Raw genomic sequence first — 18,175 nt, 5'->3', positions numbered from 1 at the left:
TTGCGAAGTGGGATGTAGTGGGATAAAATGGCATGCATCCGAAGGAAGCGATTTCAGGTTGAAGGGGGCGCACGTGATCGACCTCGTCGGCGAGTACCACCACAGGCTCGATGCCAAAGGCCGCGTGTCCCTGCCCTCCGATTTCCGGAAGTTGCTTTCCAAGGATCTCAAGGTGTCCCTGTCGCCCGAGAACGACTGCCTGTACGTGTTCGAACCCGAGGGGTTCAGCGCGTGGGTCGACTCGATTTTCGAAGCCAAGGGCGGCTACCGCGCGAACAGCTCGGCCGACGTGAAGATGCGCCGCTGGTTGAACGCGCGCGCCCGCAGCACGGAGATCGACGGTTCCGGACGCATCGGCCTTTCCGCCGACCATCGCAAGAACGCGGGGTTGGAGAAGGATGTCGTGCTGGTGGGCAACACCGACCATCTTGAGATCTGGGACGCGAAGCGTTGGGATGAGTTCAACGACAGCATCGATATCAGCGATCTGTTCACCGACTAGCCCAAAGGCGTGAGCGAATGACAAACGAATATCGACACATTCCGGTCCTGCTCCCCGAGTGCCTCGAGTACTTGAACCTTCAACCGCAGCATACATTCGTGGATGCAACGCTCGGCGGGGCAGGACATTCCGTGGAAGCTGCCAAAGCAGTGGGTGCACGTGGAACGCTCATCGGGATCGACCAGGATCCGGCGGCCCTTGCCGCCGCGCAAACTCGGCTGTCCCGGTTGCCCGAGGGCGTTCGCCCCAACGTGCACCTACTCAGAGGCAATTTCGGCGACTTGGACAACTTGCTTCTTCAGCTGGAGATACCCTCCATCGACGCCATCCTGTTCGACATCGGTGTTTCCAGCGTGCAGATAGACACACCGGCTCGCGGCTTCTCCTTCAAGGAGACGGCCCCACTTGATATGCGGATGGATCCGGGGAATCAAACCCTAACCGCAGCAGAGATCGTGAACCACTACAGCGCAGCAGATCTCACTCGGATCATCCGTACCTATTCGGACGAGCGGTGGGCAAGTCGCATAGCGGAATTCATCGTGGAGGCGCGCGAGCGCGAGCCGTTCGCAACGAGCGACCAGTTGGTGGACGTGATCAAGGCGGCGATTCCCGCACGTGCGCGGCGGGCCGGCGGGCATCCCGCCAAACGCACGTTCCAAGCCCTTCGCATCGAGGTGAACGGCGAATTGGACGTACTGAGCAAAGGGATCGACGCCGCCATCCGGTGGCTGGCGCCCGGCGGGAGGATAGCGGTCATCAGCTATCACTCGTTGGAGGACCGCATCGTGAAGGATTCCTTTGCAGAGGCGTCGCGCGGGTGCACCTGCCCGCCCGACCTGCCCGTGTGCGTCTGCGGAAATGTGCCGGTACTCAATGTCGTCACGCGCAAGCCCGTGGTCCCGACCGCGGACGAGATTGAAAGAAACCCCCGCGCGCGCAGCGCCAAGCTGCGGGTGGCGGAGAAGCTTCCCCTCTAGGGGCGGCTCGAACGACGAAAAGGGGATGGAGCGAACATGGCGAGCAGTGCCGTACGCGCATACGGATATCGGGCTCCTCAGGAGATGCCGCGCCGCGATTCGCACGTCGGGATCGTCCGGGGTATCCCCCAGCGGGGGATATCCCCCTCGGCCATCAGGGCGGCGAAGTTGTTCATGGCGGGCATCGCCGTGTTCGCCGTGCTCGCCTTCGTGCGCATCGGGTTCACCACCGCGACCGTCAGCACGATGATATCGTCGCAGGCCGTGGCCGCGCAGATCAGCGAGACCACCAGCGCCAATGCGTCGCTTTCCGTGCAGAAGAGCGTGCTCGGCTCCCCGAGCGCCGTGAAGGAGCGCGCCGGAGCTCTCGGCATGGCCGAAGCTGCCGGCGTCGAGACCATCGCCCTCGCCCCCGACGTCGTGGCGTACGACGGGGCGGGCAACCTATCCCTTTCCGCAAGCCTTTCGCACGCAGCGTAGCGGATGCCTATGGCTTCGGGGCGGCGCACATCGCTTGATTCGGACGGCCGCCGCGCGCGGTCGTCTTCTTCTGCCCGAACCGGACGCGCGGAGCGCCGGTATTCGTCCGCCCCGGCGAGGGGGGCGTCTTCCAGCCGCGTATGGTATGCGCTGCTCCTGTTCGTGCTCGTCGGGGCGGTCCTCATAGTGCGCGTGGGGTATCTGGCCATCATCGCGGGCCCCTCCAACGCCGAGGACGCCATCGCCGCGCGCACCGTCACCGTGGCCAACGATGCGAAGCGGGGGACCATCTACGATCGCAACGGTACGGTGCTCGCGACCAGCGTGGAGGCGACCACCGTCTACTGCAACCCCTACGAGGTGAAGGACGCCAAGGGGACGGCGAACCAGATCGCCGCCCTGCTCGGCGGTTCGCCCGGCGATTACATCGACGCCCTGCAGGCGCAAGACACCTCCTTCGCCTACGTGAAGCGCAAGATCGACACCGACGCGGCAGATCTGCTGAAGAACATGAAGCTCGACGGCGTCTATTTCCTTTCCGACACGAAGCGCGTGTACCCCTGCGGCCAAATCGCCGGGCAGGTGGTGGGCCTGTGCGACACCGACGGCAACGGCATCTCCGGGCTCGAGCTGTACTACAACGACATCCTCGCCGGCACTGCGGGCAAAAGCCAGGTGGAGCGCGGCGGGAAGGGATACCCGATCGCAGGCGGCCTGACCGAGATAACCCCGTCGCAAGACGGCCAGGATATCGTCGTCTCGCTCGACATCGAGATGCAGGAATACGTCGAAACACGGCTCGCGCAGGGCGTGGCCGACATCGAGGGCAAGCGGGGGGACGCCATCGTCTACGACGGCAGCACGGGGGAGATTCTGGCCTGCGCCTCCACGCCGTATCTGAACCCCGCGGACCGATCGTCCATCGAAGAGGGCGCCACCACGCTGATGCCCGTGAACACCCAGTACGAGCCCGGCTCGATCTTCAAGGCGATCACCATGGCGGCGGTGCTCGAGGGCGGGGAGCTCACCCCCGCAAGCGAGATCTGGTGCCCAACCTACCTGCCGGCGGACGAGTACACGGTCACCGACGCCCATACGCGGCCCGCGGGCGATTACACGCTGTCCAACATACTTGCCGCCTCGTCGAACATCGGCACGTCGCTCGCCGCCGAGAGGCTCGGCTTCGGGCCGTTGTACAACAAGATTATAGAGTACGGGTTCGCCCAGAAGACGGGCGTGGACTTCCCCGGCGAGGCAACGGGGTACTGCGCCGAGCAGAGCACGTGGTCGCATATCCGCTCGTACAACGTGAGCTTCGGGCAGGGCGTGATGGTAACCCCGGTGCAGATGGCCCGCTTCTACGGAGCCATCGCCAATAACGGCACGGCCTGCCAGCCCCATTTCCTCATCTCGTATCCCCAGACGGGGGAGACCCCCGCCTACGCTACGACGCAGATCATACAGAACACCGACATCCTGCCGGGCCTCGAACAGATGCTGGTGGGCGTGACCACGTCGGACGAGGGGACGGGCAAGAAGGCGGCGATCGAGGGATACGAGGTGGCTGGCAAGACGGGCACAGCCCAGTGGGCCGACGACTCGGGCAAGTACGTCAGCGGGTCGTACGACATCAGCTTCATCGGCTATCTTGCGAACACCGATTCCAACATCGTATGTTTTGTAGGCGCCACGGATGTTCCCGGCGACAGGCAAACCACGCTGCCCTTTAAAGATATAATGTCCTTCGCCATCAACCACTATCGAATAACGGCGCAGTAAAGGTGAGTACGCTATGGGCATGACGTGCAGGGAGCTCTTCCGGGGCATCGACGCGACCTTCATCGGGGATGCGTCCGAGGCGGTGGAGGGCTTGGAGTACCGCTCCGATGCCGTTTCCCCGGGCGAGGCCTTCTTCTGCATCGTGGGTACGCGCGTGGACGGGCACTCCTTCGCGCAGGATGCCATCGACCGCGGCGCGAAGGTGATCGTGGCGGAGCGCAAGGTGTACCTGGCGGACGCCACCGACGTCGTCGAGGTCATCGTGGCCGATTCGCGCAAAGCCATGGCCCGTGCGGCGGCCAATTTCTACGGGAATCCCTCCCAGGGGTTCGATCTCGTGGGCATCACGGGGACCAACGGCAAGACGACGACCACGTACCTGGTGGAGCATATCGCCAACGTCGCCGGCAAGCGCACGGGCGTCATCGGCACGGTGGGCGTGCGCATCGCCGGGACGATGGAGCACGCGGAGCGCACCACGCCCGAAAGCACCGATTTGCAGTACCTTTTCGCGCGCATGCGCGATGCGAGGGCGGGGGTCGTGGCCATGGAGGTCAGCTCCCATGCGCTCGACCTCGACCGCGTCTTCGGCACGCATTTCGCCGTTACGGCGTTCTCGAATCTTACCCAGGACCATCTCGACTACCATAAAACCTTCGAGGCGTATTTCGAGGCGAAGGCAAAGCTGTTCGGCAAGCTGTACCCCGCCCGCCGCGTCATATGCATCGATGACAAATGGGGGCGCGAGCTGCTCACACGCTGCGCGCATGCGGGCGACCATGTCATCTCGACGGGTTTTTCCGCCGACGCGCAGATCCACCCCGAGACGGTGGAGTACGCTCCCACCCACACGCATGTGGCGCTGTATGTCCGCGGGACGGTGCATACGTTCGACTATCCTCTGGTGGGCAAGTTCAACGTGTCCAACATGATGCTCGCATTCGGCATCGGCCTCGAACTCTGCATCCCGGCGGAGACCATCGTGCGCGCGTTCGAGACCGCCCCGCAGGTGCCCGGCCGGCTGCAACGCGTCTCGGCCGCGCACGACGGCGGGATTTCGGTGTTCGTCGATTACGCGCACACGCCGGACGCCCTCGCCAAAGCGCTCTCCGCGGTCCGCGGCCTTTCCCATGGCCGCACCGCTGTGGTGTTCGGCTGCGGCGGAGATCGCGACGCGGGCAAGCGCCCCCTCATGGGCAAGGCGGCCCTCGAAGCCGATCGTGCGTTCGTCACCAGCGACAACCCGCGGAGCGAGAACCCGCAGGGCATCATCGACATGATCGTTTCGGGCATGGAGGGCGCCGAAGGAAGGTTCTCCGTCGATGCCGACAGGCGTGCCGCCATCGCCGCCGCCATCGCCTGGGCGCATCCGGGCGACAGCATCCTGATCGCAGGCAAGGGCCATGAGGACTACCAGCTCGTCGGTTCCGAGAAGCTCCGCTTTTCCGATGCCGAGGCCGCCCGGGAAGAGCTCGAGCGCGCATTCGGCGACTCCTCGGAAGCAAGGTAACGGGCGGGACGCCATGCAATTGAGCGTACACGATATCGCCGAAGCGACCGGCGGGGCCATCATGATGCCCGCCGACCCCATCTACCGCACCGTCCGGGGCATCTCGTGGGATTCACGCACGGTGGAGCGGGACGACCTCTACATCGCGCTCGAAGGCGAGCGGGTCGACGGCCACGCCTTTTGCGGGCATGCGTTCCGAGCGGGTTCCGCCTGCGCGCTCGTGCAGAAACCCCTCGGCCCCGACGCGATCGACGCAGCCCGCATCAGCGGCGCCGCCGTTATCCGCGTTCCCGACGTCATGCGTGCGGTGCGCGACCTTGCGGCCCGTTGGCGCGGGCGCTTGGACGGGAAGGTGATCGCCCTCACCGGGTCGAGCGGGAAGACGTCGACGAAGAACATGGTCAGGGACGTGCTCTCCGCCGCCATGGAGGTATGCGCAACCGAGGGGAACCAGAACAACGAGCTCGGGGTTCCCGCCACGCTGCTGCGCGCCGGGGAGCATACTCCCGCCGTGGTGGTGGAGATGGGCATGCGCGGCCTGCATCAGCTCGAGGACCTATGCTCGTTCGTGAAACCCGACCTCGCTCTTGTCACGAACGTCGGAACAAGCCACATGGAGCTTCTGGGGAGCCGGGACAATATCGCCCGCGCGAAGGCGGAGGCGCTTGCCGCCGTTCCGGGAACCGGCTGCGTTTTCGTCAACTCCAGCGATGATTTTGCGCGGGAGCTGGTCGAATACGGCCGGGTTCGCGAGCATGGCGCGGAGCTGATCTGCTACGACGGCTCGGGCGCCGATCCGCTCGATTATCCCGCCGACCTCTGCCCCACAATCTTCGCCGCGGACGTGGGGCTCGATGCGGAGGGCTTTCCCTCGTTCATGCTGTGCACCCCGGCGGGGAAGGCGCCCGTGAAGCTTGCGCTGCGGGGCGCGCATAGCGTGCACAACGCCGTGGCCGCTGCCGCCATCGCCTGCACGTTCGGCTTGCAACCGGACCTCATAGCCCAGGCGCTCGCGGGATCGCGCGCCTCCTCGGGCCGTCAGGACGTCATCACCGCCCCAAGCGGCGCGGTCGTTGTGGACGATGCCTATAACGCGAATCCCGATTCCATGCGGGCGTCTTTGGCGATGTTCTCGTCCATGCGCCTCGACGGCCTTCGCGTCGCCGTGCTCGGCGACATGGGCGAATTGGGGGCTCTGTCGCCTGCTGCCCACCGCGAGGTCGGCGCGCAGGCGGCCGGGGCTTCCCTCGACCGCCTCATCTGCGTGGGCGAGCTCGCGCGGGGCATCGCCGACGGCGCGCGCGCGGCTGGCATGCCCGCTTCCGCGGTGCTCGAGGTGCCCGATGCGCACGCCGCGCTCGCCGCGCTCGAAGGCTCGCTCTCAGCAGGCGACGGGGTGCTCGTGAAAGCGTCGCATTCGATGCATCTGGAACAGGTCGTGGAAGGACTGACCGCTTCATGCTAGCCGTTTTCCAAGTCTATCCGACATTCACCGCCTTCTTGGCGGTCGTGCTGGGCGCGGCCCTCGTGCTGGTGCTCATGCCGCCGTTCATCCGCCTGCTCAGGCGCGACCATATCGGCCAGGAAGTGCGCGACGACGGTCCCCAAACCCATCTGGTGAAGCAGGGCACGCCCACCATGGGCGGCGTCGTCATGCTGGTGGCCGTCGCCATCACCGTGATATCGGTGTCGCCCCTCACGCTGGAGACGGCCGCGCTTCTGTGCGCTACGCTGCTCACCGGAGCGCTGGGTCTCGCCGACGACGCCTCCAAAGTGATCAAGCGCCAGTCGCTGGGCTTGACCCCCAAGGCGAAGCTGGCGGCGCAGTTCGCCATCGCCATCGCGTTCTGCCTCATCGCGGTCAACTACCTGGATGTACCCCCCACGTTGGCCATCCCGTTCGGCCCTACGATCGATCTGGGCGTGCTCACGACGTGGGTGGGGGATGGATTCCAGATCCCCTGGCTGTACCTTATTTTCGTCACCGTGCTGATCGCGGGGATGAGCAACGCGACCAACCTCACCGACGGGCTCGACGGCCTTGCCGCGGGCACCATCATGGTGGTCATGGTCATCATGGCGGCGATCGCCTTCCGCACGGATATGCTCGACGGGGCGGTGCTCGCCGCCGCCATCGCCGGCGCCTGCATCGGGTTCCTCTGGTTCAACTCGTATCCCGCCGACATCTTCATGGGCGACACGGGGTCGCTCGCCCTGGGCACGGCGTTCTCGTGCCTGGCGGTCATCACGAAGACTGAGGTCGTATCCCTCGTCATCGGCGGCCTGTTCGTGGCGGAGGCGCTTTCGGTGATTATCCAGGTCATGCATTACAAGCGCACGAAGAAACGCCTGTTCCTCATGGCTCCCTTGCACCATCACTTCGAGAAGAAGGGCTGGTCCGAGGTGAAGGTCGTCATCCGCTTCTGGATCATATCCGGAACGTTGGCGACGGTCGGATTCGTATGGTGGTTCTCGTCGGCATTGGTGGCGGCGTAAATGGCGGTTTACATGGCGGGTCGCAAGAAGGCGCCCGAGAATCTTGGTCATGTGCTCATCTTGGGGTTGGGACGCAGCGGCAAGGCCGCGTGCGCGTATTGCACCGCGCTTCTCGGCACGCGGACGGAGAGCGTGACGGTCGCGGCGGGGAGGAGCACCGACGAGGCCCGGCTGTTCGCCCGCCGTGCGGAGGAGTCCGGGGCTGAGGTGGTCTTCGACTCCGAGGCCATCGACGGCTCGTACGACCTGTGCATCGCGTCGCCCGGCATCTCGGAATTCTCCAGCTTCTACCTCTCCGCCAAGGCCGCCAGCGCCGAGATCGTGAGCGAGGTGGAGTTCGCCTGGCGCGAGAGCGCGCAGGACAGCGTTTGGATCGCCATCACCGGCACGAACGGGAAGACCACCACCACGTCGCTGTGCGCCCATATTCTGAAGGGTGCCGGGATGAACGCCGCAGCGGTGGGCAACATAGGCGATACCTGCCTCGGCGCCGTGGCGGCGAGGTCGACCGACATCTACGTGGCGGAGGTATCCTCCTATCAGCTGGCGAGCACGCGCGATTTCGCACCGCAGGTCGCCGTCCTCATGAACATCACCCCCGACCATGTTGCGTGGCATCGCACGCACGAGAATTACGTGGCGGCGAAGTGCAAGATCTTGGCCAATCTGCCGGCGGTGCCCGGCTCGGTCGCCGTGCTGGATGCGACGAACGGCACCGTGCGCGCCAAGGTCCGCGAGATCAAGGCGATCCCGGCCCGCGGGCGAGGCTTCGACTACATCCCCGTGGGAACGGCCGAGGGGATCTCCGGCGACATGCGCGCCGCGTGCGGCAGCGAGAATGCGGCGTTCCTTCGCGCTGACGGCATGCTCGCGGTCTGCCGATCCGGCGAGGAGGCCGAACTCGTTCCGGCGACGGATCTGCAGATCCCCGGAGCCCACAATCAAAGCAACGCCCTCATGGCCGCTGCCGCGGCGCTCTGCGTGGGCGCCGGACTCGAAGATGTCCGAAGCGGGCTGCGGTCGTTCGCCTCGCTCGAGCACCGCATCGAGCCGTGCGGTTCGGTCCGCGGCGTGGCGTGCTACAACGATTCGAAGGCCACCAACGTCGACGCGACGCTGAAGGCGCTGTCCGCATTCAGCCCGCGCAAGCCCATCGTGCTCCTGGGAGGGGACGATAAGCTCACCGACTTGGACGAGCTGGTCGCCTCTTCCGAGAGGCATTGCAAGGCGGTCGTCTGCTTCGGGGCGTCGCGCGAGCGCTTCCTCGACTCGTTCGACGGTGCGGCACTGCCCGTCATCGCCGCGCGCCATATGGAGGACGCCCTCGATGCGGCCCTCGCCTGCGCGGCCGAGGGGGATATCGTGCTGTTGTCCCCCGCCTGCGCCTCGTTCGACGAATTCGATGGCTTCGAGCAGCGCGGCACGGTGTTCAAGCGGCTTGTCGCGGAACGCGCACGGGCCTAGGGGCTGCTCGGGTGGCACGTGGCGATAACAGAAGCACTGCGGGCCGGCCCGCTGCGCCTGCGCGCGGCGGCCTGCTCTCCGGGTCCGCCGACGTGGTGGCGCCCCGCCTCGTGCTCATCGTCGCCGTGTCCGCGCTCACCGTGCTCGGCCTGGTGATGGTGTATTCGTCCTCGACGATCGAGGCCATGAGCGAGGGGTCGAGCCCCACATCCTACGTGACGAAGCAGGCGGCGATCGCCCTGGTCAGCATCGCCATGTGCGCGTTCATCGCCCGATTCATCCCCTATTACATATGGCTCGAGCATCGCTGGCTCAACGCGTTTTGGATGGTCATCATGCTCTTGCTGCTGGGCACCGCGCTGGTCGGCGTGGTCGGCCTGGGGGCGAAGCGCTGGATCGTCATCGGCCCGGTGAACTTCCAGCCGTCCGAATTCGCCAAGGTCGCCATCGTCATGATGATGGCGCGCCTGCTCGCCGATTACCGGAACGGCGAGTACAGCTTCGAGCAGTTCGCCCTGCGCATCGGCGTGCTCGTCGTGCTCCCGGTGGGCATCATCCTCGCCCTGCAGTCCGATCTGGGCACCACGATAATCTGCGCCGTGGGCATCTTGGGAGTGCTTTGGATCGGCGAGGTCCCGGTGCGCCTGTTCTTCGCCATCGTCATCGTCGTGGGCCTGCTCGGCATCGTCGCCATCGCGCTCGCCGGGTACCGCGGCAGCCGGTTCGCGTTTTTGAACCCCTACGCCGATCCGTACGGGAGCGGGTACCAGATCATCCATTCCTTCTATGCGTTCGGCGAGGGCGGCCTGTTCGGAGTCGGCCTGGGCAACTCGCGCGAGAAGTACCTGTATCTCCCCGAAGCCGAAACCGACTTCATCTTCGCGATCATCGGCGAGGAGATGGGATTCGCGGGCGCGGTCTTCGTCATCATCCTGTTCTCCGCCGTCTTGTACGCTGGGCTGAAGATCGCCCGCAACGCCCCGGATCTGTTCGGCGCCATGATCGCGGGAGGCTGCACGCTGATGCTGGTGTTCCAAGCGTTCCTGAACATCGGATGCGTGATCGGCGTGTTCCCGACCACCGGCAAGCCGCTGCCCTTCATCAGCTCCGGCGGATCCGCCATGATCGGCGCGTACCTGCTGGTCGGCATAGTGCTGTCCGTGTCGCTCGCCTCCGGGGACGACTCGGGGGTCTACGACCAGCGCCGCGCCAATCTGCGCGTGGTGCGGGCCGAGCGCGGGTCGCTGGACGAGCCGCCCAGGCGCTCTTCGTCGCGCACGCGACCGCAGCCGATGTCGGGCGCGCCCGCGCGTTCGAGTCTGCCGCGCCGATCCATGCAGCCTAACCGTTCTTCGAGGAGATATCGATGATTTTCGTCGTTTCCGGCGGGGGGACCGCCGGCCATATCAATCCCGCCCTCGCCCTTGCCGAGGCTCTGCTCGAGCGCGGTCACGAGGTCTATTTCGCAGGGACGCCGCAGGGGGTCGAAGCCCGGCTGGTGCCCCAGGCGGGCCTGCCGTTCCAGGCCTTCGATGCGGCCGGCTTCAACCGCCGGCATCCGAAGACGCTCTTCACGTCATCGCGTCGCATCATCGCCTCCACGAAGCGGGCCGAGGCGTGGTTCGATGCCATCCATCCCGACTGCGTGGTGTGCTTCGGGGGATACGTCTGCATCCCCGTCGGGCGCGCCGCGGAGCGGCGGGGCATCCCCGTGGTGGTCCACGAGCAGAACTCGATCATGGGGATGGCAAACAAATACCTCGCGAAGAAGGCGGAAGCGGTCGCGCTCACGTACCGCGTCGCCGGCGACGCGGTCGCCGACAAGGCGAAGCTCGTCATCACCGGCAACCCCGTGCGCAAGAGCATCTTCAACGCCACGCGCGCGGAGGGCCGCACCTACTGCGATGTGCCCGAGGGCGCGCGCCTGCTGGTCGTCTTCGGGGGGAGCCTGGGCGCGCGCCACATCAACACCGCGATCTCCCGGCTGAAGGATGATCTGCTGCAACGGGAGGACCTTTTCATCCGGCATATCACCGGTCCTAAGGAGCGCGATGCCGTCGTCGAACAGCTCGCCCTGGACGAGCGGGAGGCGCGGCGCTGGTCCGTGGTCGGATACGAGGACCGCATGGGCCCCGTCCTCGCGGCGTGCGACATGGCGGTGTCCCGCGCGGGTGCGACCAGCCTGGCGGAGATCAGCGCGCTGCAGATCCCCGCGCTCCTGGTGCCGTTCCCCTTTGCCACCGCCGACCACCAAACGATCAACGCCCGCGAGTACGTCGATGCCGGCGCGGCGTTCATGATCGCCGATGACCAGGTGGAGACCGCGGCGTTCGCCGACCTTCTGTTCCGCTTGGTCGACGAGGAGCCGGTGCGCACCGCCATGAGGGCCGCCGCCGCGGGCTTCGAGACGCATGACGCGGCTCGGAAATTGGCAGATGTGGTGGAGGGCGCCGCCCGTGCGTAGCCCCCGCGCTACCATGGGCGCAACCCAGGGAAGGATCTCAATGGCTCGGGAACAGAGAGAAAAAGTTCATTTCATCGGCGTCGGCGGCGTGGGCATGAGCGGTATCGCCCTGGTCGCGCACGACCAGGGCATGCAGGTGTCCGGATCCGATTTGCGCTCCAGCAGGTACACCAAGCAGCTGGAGGAAGCCGGCGTGCCTGTGTTCATCGGCCAGGATGCGCGAAACATCGCCCGCATCGCCCCCGATATCGTCGTCGTCTCCACTGCTATCTTGGACAACAATCCCGAGTTGATGGCGGCCAAGGAAGCTCAGATCCCCATCTGGCACCGTGCGAAGATGCTCGCCGCTCTTGGCCGCGGAAAACGCACCCTCGCCGTCGCGGGAACGCACGGCAAGACCACGACGTCGTCCATGGTCGCCTCGGTCCTGCATGCGATCGGCGCCGACCCCACCTTCCTGATCGGCGGCACCGTGCGCGCCTTCGGAACCAACGCCCATTCGGGCGCGGGCGCCTACTACGTGGTGGAGGCGGACGAGAGCGACAAGAGCTTCACCTACCTCGATCCCTACGCTATCTTGGTCACCAACGTCGAAGCGGACCACCTCGACCATTACAGCGGCCTGGCGGAGATCAGGGCCAAATTCGCCGAATTCATGGGGAGCATCCCTGCCGACGGTATCCTAGTCATCGAGGGCGACGATCCCACCCTCGTCGACCTCGCCCGCAGCACGAACCGCCGCATCCTCACCTACGGGGAATCGCAAACATGCGACGCGCGCGTGACCTCATGGCGTCCCGACGGTGTGGGGAGCGTGTTCGAGCTCTCCCTTCCCGACGGGCAGGTCATCGACGCCCGCGTCAAGCAGAACCCCGGCTTCCACAACGTGCTCGACGCGTCGGGATGCCTGCTGCTCATGTGGGCGATCGGCGAGGATATCCACGCCGCCGCCGAGGCCCTCGCGGATTTCGCCGGCGTGCGCCGTCGGTTCGATTTGGTGGGGAAGGCCGCCGGCGTGACCATCGTCGACGATTACGCCCACCATCCCACCGAGATCGCCGCCACGATCGCCGCGGCGAAAGGCTTGGCGTTCAACCGCGTGCACGTGGTGTTCCAGCCGCACCGCTATTCCCGCATCAAGCTGTTCGCCGACGTGCTGCGCGACGATTTCGCCCATGCCTTCGACGAGGCCGATACCGTCACGTTCGCGAACGTGTACCCGGCGGGGGAGATCCCGGTCCCGGGCGTGAGCGGCAAGACATTCATGGATGTGCTCCTGGATTCCGAGAACCACCCGCCGCTCGAATACGTCGAGCGCCCGCTCGACATCGTGCCGGCGCTCCAGAGGAAGATCACCCCCGGCGACCTCGTGATCACCATGGGGGCGGGGGACGTGACCAATTTCGGGCCGCAGCTGCTCGCAGCCCTGCAAAACGGGTAATTCGGTTCGTTCATGACCATGCGTCGCACCCCGAACCGGCCCGTCTCAAGCGAATACCGCCGAAGCGACCGCAGCCCGCGGCGGGCGGGCTCTCCGCATCGTGCCGCCACCGGCCCATCCGCCCGCCGCCCGCCGCGCTCCGACGCGCATCCGCGCATCACCAGCGTGCGCGTGGGTGACCTAGATGCTCGCGCGTCTTCCCCGCGACGCGCCGTCAGGTCGGGCGGGAGGGCAGCAACCGCGTCTGCGGGGGCGTGGGCGAGGCGGGCCGCCATCGCCCTCGGGGTCGCCATAGCGGGCATCGCCCTCTACGGCGTCCTCGTCCTCGCCGGCGTCTTCGGCATCTCTCAGGTGACCGTCTCGGGCGTTTCGCACCTCACGGCGACCGAGATCTCCCAGCTCGCCGCCGTCCCCGCCGGCAGCACGCTTCTCACCGTGGACGGCGCCTCGATCGAATCCCGCCTGGAATCGAATCCCTGGGTCGAGAGCGCTTCGGTCCGCCGCATATTCCCCGACACGCTCGAGCTCGCCATCACGGAGCGGAGAATCTCCGCCGTCGTGAGCATCACCTCGACCGAGTCGCAGCAGGCGGAGAAGTGGGCGATCTCGAGCGACGGCATATGGCTCATGAGGATCCCCGAGCAGGGGACCGCCGAAGCGTCCGCCATCAGCCAGAAGATATACGAGGACGAGGCGAACGTGCTCCATATCGCGGATGCGCCCTACGGCGTTTCCCCGAAGGAGGGCTTCCGCTGCACCGACGCGAGCGTGCTGAACGCCCTGAACATCGTCAGCCAGCTGACCACCGAGCTGGCGGGTCAGGTCACCACCGTTTCCGCAACCGACACATCCAACACGCTGCTCACGCTCGAAAACGGCGTGCAAATCGCGTTCGGAACGGGTTCGGACGTCCGCGAGAAGGAGCGGGTGTGCCTAAAGCTGATGGAGGAGCATCCCGGGAAGATCAGCTATATCAACGTGCGGGTCGTCGAACACCCCACGTGGCGGGCCTTTTCCTCGTAAACAAGTCCCAAAAGATGTATAGTCCATAAGAATACTAGATAGTATCAATCCCTTCTATCCCAATAGTGTATAGTCAACTCTATCTATCGATATTGCGGTGGAAATGTGCGTTCGCGCTCGTTTTCGCACCCGTCCGGTGTCCAAAATATTTGCAAAGCCCAGTTCGTCGTGTACAATCGCGCTGTGTGCATGCTGCCATTGCGTGCACGCGACATATGACGCAGCAATGCAAACGCAGCACACTGGAGGAAGCAATGCCAAACATCAAGGGTCCCGACAATCAGGCTGTCATCAAAGTGGTCGGCGTCGGCGGCGGTGGCACGAACGCGGTCAATCGCATGGTCGAAGCCGGTATCAGGGGCGTCGAGTTCATCGCGATCAATACCGATCATCAAGCTTTGCTCATGTCCGATGCGGATAAGACGATTCATATCGGCGAGGAGCTCACGCGCGGCCTGGGCGCCGGCGCGAACCCCGAAGTCGGGGCGCAGGCGGCCGAGGAAAGCCGCTCGGAGATCTCCGACGCCCTGGCCGAGGCCGACATGGTGTTCGTCACATGCGGCGAAGGCGGTGGAACGGGCACCGGCGCCGCCCCGGTCGTGGCGGAGATCGCGCGCGAGGAGATCGGCGCGCTCACCGTCGGCGTGGTCACCAAGCCGTTCAGCTTCGAGGGGCGCGTGCGCCGCAACCAGGCCGAGCAGGGCATCGACCTGCTCTCCCAGAAGGTCGACACGCTCATCGTCATCCCGAACGACCGCCTGCTGGAGATCGTCGAGAAGAAGACCAGCATGGTGGATGCGTTCCGCATCGCCGACGATACGCTGCGCCAGGGCATCCAGGGCGTGACCGACCTCATCACCATCCCCGGCCTCATCAACCTCGACTTCGCGGACATCCGAGCCGTCATGAAGGACGCCGGCACGGCGATGATGGGCATCGGCATCTCCTCCGGCGAGAACCGCGCGCTCGACGCCGCGCAGCAGGCCATCAACTCCCGCCTGCTCGAGGCAAACATCTCCGGCGCTTCCCGCGTCCTGTTCAGCATCGCCGGCGCGCCCGACCTCACGCTCGCCGAAGTCGACGAGGCCGCCCGCGTGGTGGAGCAGTGCGCCGACGAGTCCGCGAATATCATCTACGGCCAGATCATCGACGACACGATGGAGGACCAGGTCCGCATCACCGTGATCGCCACCGGCTTCAAGATGGAGGCCGCGCAGAAGGCCATGAACTACACGCGCGAGCAGGGTGGCAGCGCCAGCCTGTTCAGCTCCACGTCCGGCAGCGGGGATTCCGTCGCCTCCTCGTTCGGCTCCGGCGGCCAGGGGCAGGGAAGCCATTTCCAGGACGAGGACTACATCCCCGACTTCCTGAAGCGCCAGCGCTGAGAATCGAGGCGCATACGCCATGGACACGGCTGCGAGACTGGTGCTTCCGAGCCTGTCCCGCAGCCGCCTCGACGTCCTGGACGAGGCTGCGGGCGGCGGGCGGGTCGCGGTTCACACCGACGAAGGGCTGTTCGCCACGACGGGCGTCCGCGTGGCGTTCACCGAGCGCGCCGGCGGCGTATCGAAGCCCCCGTTCAACGAGCTGAACCTCGCCTCGCATGTGAACGATGACGCGATCGCGGTGCAGCGGAACCGCCGCATCCTCATGGGCGCCCTCGGGTTCCCGACCGCGCAGCTCATCGTCCCCAACCAGGTTCACGGCACGCACGTGGTCGTCGTCGGCCGGGGGCGGGGAGCCCTCGACGAAGTCGAGGCGGCGCGGTCGGAGGCCCGGTCTGGGGCGGATGCGATCGTGGTCGACCGGCCGCAGACGGCGGCGCTGCTGTGCTTCGCCGACTGCATTCCGCTGATCTTCGTCGCCCCCGGCGGCGTCTTCGCCGTCGCCCATGCCGGCTGGCGGGGCGTCTACGCGCACATAGCGGTGAAGGTGCTCTACGAGCTGTGCGCGGCGGCATCGTGCGGGCCCTCGGAGTGCAATGCGTACATCGGCCCGTACATCCATGCGGAATGCTTCGAGGTGGGCGCCGACCTCCAGCGCAAGTTCGCGCTCGCCTTCGGCGCCGCATGCGCCCCCGCCGAGCGCCATGTCGATCTGGGGGCCGCCCTGCGCCACGACCTTTCCGCGGCGGGGGTTCCCGCCCGGCGGGTGGCGGATGTCGGCATCTGCACGGCGTGCGCGACCGACCGCTTCTACTCCTACCGGGCGCAGGCGGGCGTGTGCGGAAGGCACGGAGCCTTCGCCGTGCGCGAGGGATGACGGAGCGCCCGATCCCGCGCCCCTTGGGGTGCGAACGGGGAAAAACGTAGAAAAGAGGCTTGCAAGCATCATGTCCATCGCAGAGCAATACGAGCGCGTCTCCGCAGAAGTCGCGGCGGCATGCCACGAGGCGGGGCGCGATCCGCACGAGGTCACGCTGGCGGCGGTGTCGAAGACCGTCGAGATCGCAGCGATAGCGCAGGCGATTCAGGCGGGCGCGCACGATCTCGCCGAGAACCGCCCCGACCGGATCATGGCCGCCCACACGGCGTATCCCCGGGTCCGATGGCACTTCATCGGCAACATCCAAAGCCGGCGCATCGGCGATATCGTCCCCTGCGCCTCGCTGATGCATTCCGTTTTCGAGGAGCACCACCTTCCGCGGATCGACGCCGCGGCGCAGGCCGCGGGCAAAGTGCAGGATATCCTGCTCGAAGTGAACGTGTCGGGGGAGGAGAGCAAGGGGGGCGTGGCCCCCGAGCGCGCTCCCGAGCTGCTGGCCGCTGCGGCGGCGTACCCCCATATCCGCGTTTGCGGCCTCATGACCATGGCCCCGCAGGGGGATCTGAGGATCGCCGAGGAGTGCTTCTCCGATCTGCGCCGTCTCCGCGATTCGCTCTCGAATGCGCGGCCCCGCGGCACGGCGCCCCTCTCTGAACTTTCTATGGGCATGAGCGAGGACTGGCGGTGCGCCATCCGGCAGGGCGCTACCATAGTGCGCATTGGGCGCGCTATCTTCAGCGAGGAATTCGCCTGATTTGCGGGTGGCCGTTCCCCGGTCGGGAATGCGGGGTTGAGCGGCTGCGCGCAGGGGCGCGAAATGAAAAGCAAAGGCAGGAACCCATGGCACTATCTCTTTCCAACAAACAGGGCGGCGGGATGCTCGACGGCCTCAAGAACAAGCTGGGATTGGGCGGCCAGGACGCCTACGATGACCGCTATGCGGACGAATACGACGAATATGCGCAGGACTACGACGAATACGACGACTACTACGACGACCGTCCCGCGCAGGGCTACGACCGTTACGATACCGTGACCACGCGGACCGCGGGCTCCAACCGCTCGCGCCGCAGCAGCTACACCGACCAGGCATCGACCAGCCTGAACGAGCGCCGAGCGGGCAAGGCGCATCCCCCGCTGGTCAACATCGACGACGTGAAGAACAGCACGCGCGTGCCGGATTCGCTCAACCGCGATCCCCTGCCGCCGCGCCGCCGCAGCAACGCGGGCCGCGCGACCGCGCTCCGCGCGAGCGACTACAAGCGCTCTGGGGCCGAGATCGACCGCGGCCTGGGCGTGGCCGAGCCCACGTCCGCCGAAGGGCGCCGCAACGGGTACGGCTCGCTCTTCGAGCCCTCCGCCGATGCCGCAGAGCCCGCCGATCCCACGCCCGCTTCCAGCGTGGGGCAGGGAACCCATCCCGCCCGTGGCGGATACGACCCGTACCAGGCGTACGAGGGCGCGGGCTCGCCGAGGCACGCTCCCACGCGCCGCATCACCGTCATATCGCCCACGGCCTACAGCGAGGTGGAGGCCGTGTCCCGCGGCTTGAAGGCGGGGGACGCCATGGTCCTGAACCTCCGTAATACCGGCAACCAGCTCTCGAAGCGCGTGCTCGACTTCTCCTTCGGCGTGGCCAGCGCCTTGGATGCCAGCGTCGACTGCATCGCCGACCAGGTGTTCGCCATCACGCGCACCGCACCCTTGTCCGACCAGGAGATCGCCGATCTCCGCACGAAGGGCGTCATGTAGTGGCGTCCGCGTGCCCCCG

The 18,175-nt window shown here is 66.2% G+C and carries 16 protein-coding genes; all 16 read left to right on the top strand.

Annotated elements, in window-relative coordinates; all coding sequences use genetic code 11:
- Nucleotides 1–73 precede the first annotated feature (73 nt).
- The 16 genes from NOV21_RS08165 to NOV21_RS08090 all read left to right on the top strand — a co-directional run bounded on the left by NOV21_RS08165 (nucleotide 74) and on the right by NOV21_RS08090 (nucleotide 18,156).
- Complete coding sequence (locus NOV21_RS08165) at nucleotides 74–502, top strand: division/cell wall cluster transcriptional repressor MraZ (RefSeq protein WP_283170564.1); 429 nt, start codon at nucleotides 74–76, stop codon at nucleotides 500–502.
- 17 nt (nucleotides 503–519) lie between these two features.
- Nucleotides 520–1,482: a 16S rRNA (cytosine(1402)-N(4))-methyltransferase RsmH gene (gene rsmH / locus NOV21_RS08160; protein WP_283170563.1), complete on the top strand. Its 963-nt coding sequence runs from the start codon at nucleotides 520–522 to the stop codon at nucleotides 1,480–1,482.
- 36 nt (nucleotides 1,483–1,518) lie between these two features.
- Nucleotides 1,519–1,962 carry an FtsB/FtsL family cell division protein gene (locus NOV21_RS08155; RefSeq protein ID WP_283170562.1) on the top strand — a complete coding sequence of 148 codons (444 nt, stop codon included), beginning with the start codon at nucleotides 1,519–1,521 and terminating at the stop codon, nucleotides 1,960–1,962.
- 9 nt (nucleotides 1,963–1,971) lie between these two features.
- Nucleotides 1,972–3,741: a peptidoglycan D,D-transpeptidase FtsI family protein gene (locus tag NOV21_RS08150; protein ID WP_283170561.1), complete on the top strand. Its 1,770-nt coding sequence runs from the start codon at nucleotides 1,972–1,974 to the stop codon at nucleotides 3,739–3,741.
- Between the two features lie 13 nt (nucleotides 3,742–3,754).
- Entirely contained in the window at nucleotides 3,755–5,251 is a 1,497-nt protein-coding gene (locus tag NOV21_RS08145; protein ID WP_283170560.1) for a UDP-N-acetylmuramoyl-L-alanyl-D-glutamate--2,6-diaminopimelate ligase, read from the top strand.
- Between the two features lie 13 nt (nucleotides 5,252–5,264).
- Nucleotides 5,265–6,716: a UDP-N-acetylmuramoyl-tripeptide--D-alanyl-D-alanine ligase gene (locus NOV21_RS08140; protein WP_283170559.1), complete on the top strand. Its 1,452-nt coding sequence runs from the start codon at nucleotides 5,265–5,267 to the stop codon at nucleotides 6,714–6,716.
- Complete coding sequence (mraY, locus tag NOV21_RS08135) at nucleotides 6,710–7,747, top strand: phospho-N-acetylmuramoyl-pentapeptide-transferase (RefSeq protein WP_283170558.1); 1,038 nt, start codon at nucleotides 6,710–6,712, stop codon at nucleotides 7,745–7,747. The genes NOV21_RS08140 and mraY overlap by 7 nt, the downstream gene beginning before the upstream one ends.
- Nucleotides 7,748–7,759: 12 nt before the next feature.
- Nucleotides 7,760–9,211, top strand: a complete 1,452-nt coding sequence (gene murD, locus NOV21_RS08130; RefSeq protein ID WP_283170557.1) for a UDP-N-acetylmuramoyl-L-alanine--D-glutamate ligase — start codon at nucleotides 7,760–7,762, stop codon at nucleotides 9,209–9,211.
- A gap of 11 nt (nucleotides 9,212–9,222) precedes the next feature.
- On the top strand, nucleotides 9,223–10,581 hold the full coding sequence (locus NOV21_RS08125) for an FtsW/RodA/SpoVE family cell cycle protein (RefSeq protein ID WP_283170556.1): 1,359 nt from the start codon (nucleotides 9,223–9,225) through the stop codon (nucleotides 10,579–10,581).
- Nucleotides 10,578–11,675, top strand: coding sequence for an undecaprenyldiphospho-muramoylpentapeptide beta-N-acetylglucosaminyltransferase (gene murG, locus NOV21_RS08120; protein WP_283170555.1), 1,098 nt, complete (start codon nucleotides 10,578–10,580; stop codon nucleotides 11,673–11,675). The genes NOV21_RS08125 and murG overlap by 4 nt, the downstream gene beginning before the upstream one ends.
- Before the next feature lie 40 nt (nucleotides 11,676–11,715).
- Complete coding sequence (murC, locus tag NOV21_RS08115) at nucleotides 11,716–13,116, top strand: UDP-N-acetylmuramate--L-alanine ligase (protein ID WP_283170554.1); 1,401 nt, start codon at nucleotides 11,716–11,718, stop codon at nucleotides 13,114–13,116.
- 12 nt (nucleotides 13,117–13,128) lie between these two features.
- On the top strand, nucleotides 13,129–14,139 hold the full coding sequence (locus tag NOV21_RS08110; RefSeq protein ID WP_283170553.1) for a cell division protein FtsQ/DivIB: 1,011 nt from the start codon (nucleotides 13,129–13,131) through the stop codon (nucleotides 14,137–14,139).
- Nucleotides 14,140–14,393: 254 nt separating this feature from the next.
- Complete coding sequence (ftsZ, locus tag NOV21_RS08105) at nucleotides 14,394–15,524, top strand: cell division protein FtsZ (protein ID WP_283170552.1); 1,131 nt, start codon at nucleotides 14,394–14,396, stop codon at nucleotides 15,522–15,524.
- Between the two features lie 19 nt (nucleotides 15,525–15,543).
- Nucleotides 15,544–16,401 (top strand): purine nucleoside phosphorylase YfiH/LACC1 family protein, encoded by an 858-nt coding sequence (locus tag NOV21_RS08100; RefSeq protein WP_283170551.1) that lies wholly within the window; start codon nucleotides 15,544–15,546, stop codon nucleotides 16,399–16,401.
- Between the two features lie 70 nt (nucleotides 16,402–16,471).
- Nucleotides 16,472–17,158: a YggS family pyridoxal phosphate-dependent enzyme gene (locus NOV21_RS08095; protein ID WP_283170550.1), complete on the top strand. Its 687-nt coding sequence runs from the start codon at nucleotides 16,472–16,474 to the stop codon at nucleotides 17,156–17,158.
- Between the two features lie 86 nt (nucleotides 17,159–17,244).
- Entirely contained in the window at nucleotides 17,245–18,156 is a 912-nt protein-coding gene (locus NOV21_RS08090) for a cell division protein SepF (protein WP_283170549.1), read from the top strand.
- The last annotated feature ends 19 nt before the right edge of the window (nucleotides 18,157–18,175 follow it).

It is taken from the genome of Curtanaerobium respiraculi (genome assembly GCF_024609215.1).
In the GTDB taxonomy this organism is placed as follows: domain Bacteria; phylum Actinomycetota; class Coriobacteriia; order Coriobacteriales; family Eggerthellaceae; genus Curtanaerobium; species Curtanaerobium respiraculi.
Note: the sequence above shows the minus strand (reverse complement) of the source record. Positions and strands in the feature narration are given on the sequence as shown.

Coding starts and splice junctions, on each gene's coding strand:
- rsmH (WP_283170563.1), top strand. CDS start 520: ATGACAAACGAATATCGACACATTCCGGTCCTGCTCCCCGAGTGCCTC.
- NOV21_RS08155 (WP_283170562.1), top strand. CDS start 1,519: ATGGCGAGCAGTGCCGTACGCGCATACGGATATCGGGCTCCTCAGGAG.
- NOV21_RS08150 (WP_283170561.1), top strand. CDS start 1,972: ATGGCTTCGGGGCGGCGCACATCGCTTGATTCGGACGGCCGCCGCGCG.
- NOV21_RS08145 (WP_283170560.1), top strand. CDS start 3,755: ATGGGCATGACGTGCAGGGAGCTCTTCCGGGGCATCGACGCGACCTTC.
- NOV21_RS08140 (WP_283170559.1), top strand. CDS start 5,265: ATGCAATTGAGCGTACACGATATCGCCGAAGCGACCGGCGGGGCCATC.
- mraY (WP_283170558.1), top strand. CDS start 6,710: ATGCTAGCCGTTTTCCAAGTCTATCCGACATTCACCGCCTTCTTGGCG.
- murD (WP_283170557.1), top strand. CDS start 7,760: ATGGCGGGTCGCAAGAAGGCGCCCGAGAATCTTGGTCATGTGCTCATC.
- murG (WP_283170555.1), top strand. CDS start 10,578: ATGATTTTCGTCGTTTCCGGCGGGGGGACCGCCGGCCATATCAATCCC.
- murC (WP_283170554.1), top strand. CDS start 11,716: ATGGCTCGGGAACAGAGAGAAAAAGTTCATTTCATCGGCGTCGGCGGC.
- NOV21_RS08110 (WP_283170553.1), top strand. CDS start 13,129: ATGACCATGCGTCGCACCCCGAACCGGCCCGTCTCAAGCGAATACCGC.
- ftsZ (WP_283170552.1), top strand. CDS start 14,394: ATGCCAAACATCAAGGGTCCCGACAATCAGGCTGTCATCAAAGTGGTC.
- NOV21_RS08100 (WP_283170551.1), top strand. CDS start 15,544: ATGGACACGGCTGCGAGACTGGTGCTTCCGAGCCTGTCCCGCAGCCGC.
- NOV21_RS08095 (WP_283170550.1), top strand. CDS start 16,472: ATGTCCATCGCAGAGCAATACGAGCGCGTCTCCGCAGAAGTCGCGGCG.
- NOV21_RS08090 (WP_283170549.1), top strand. CDS start 17,245: ATGGCACTATCTCTTTCCAACAAACAGGGCGGCGGGATGCTCGACGGC.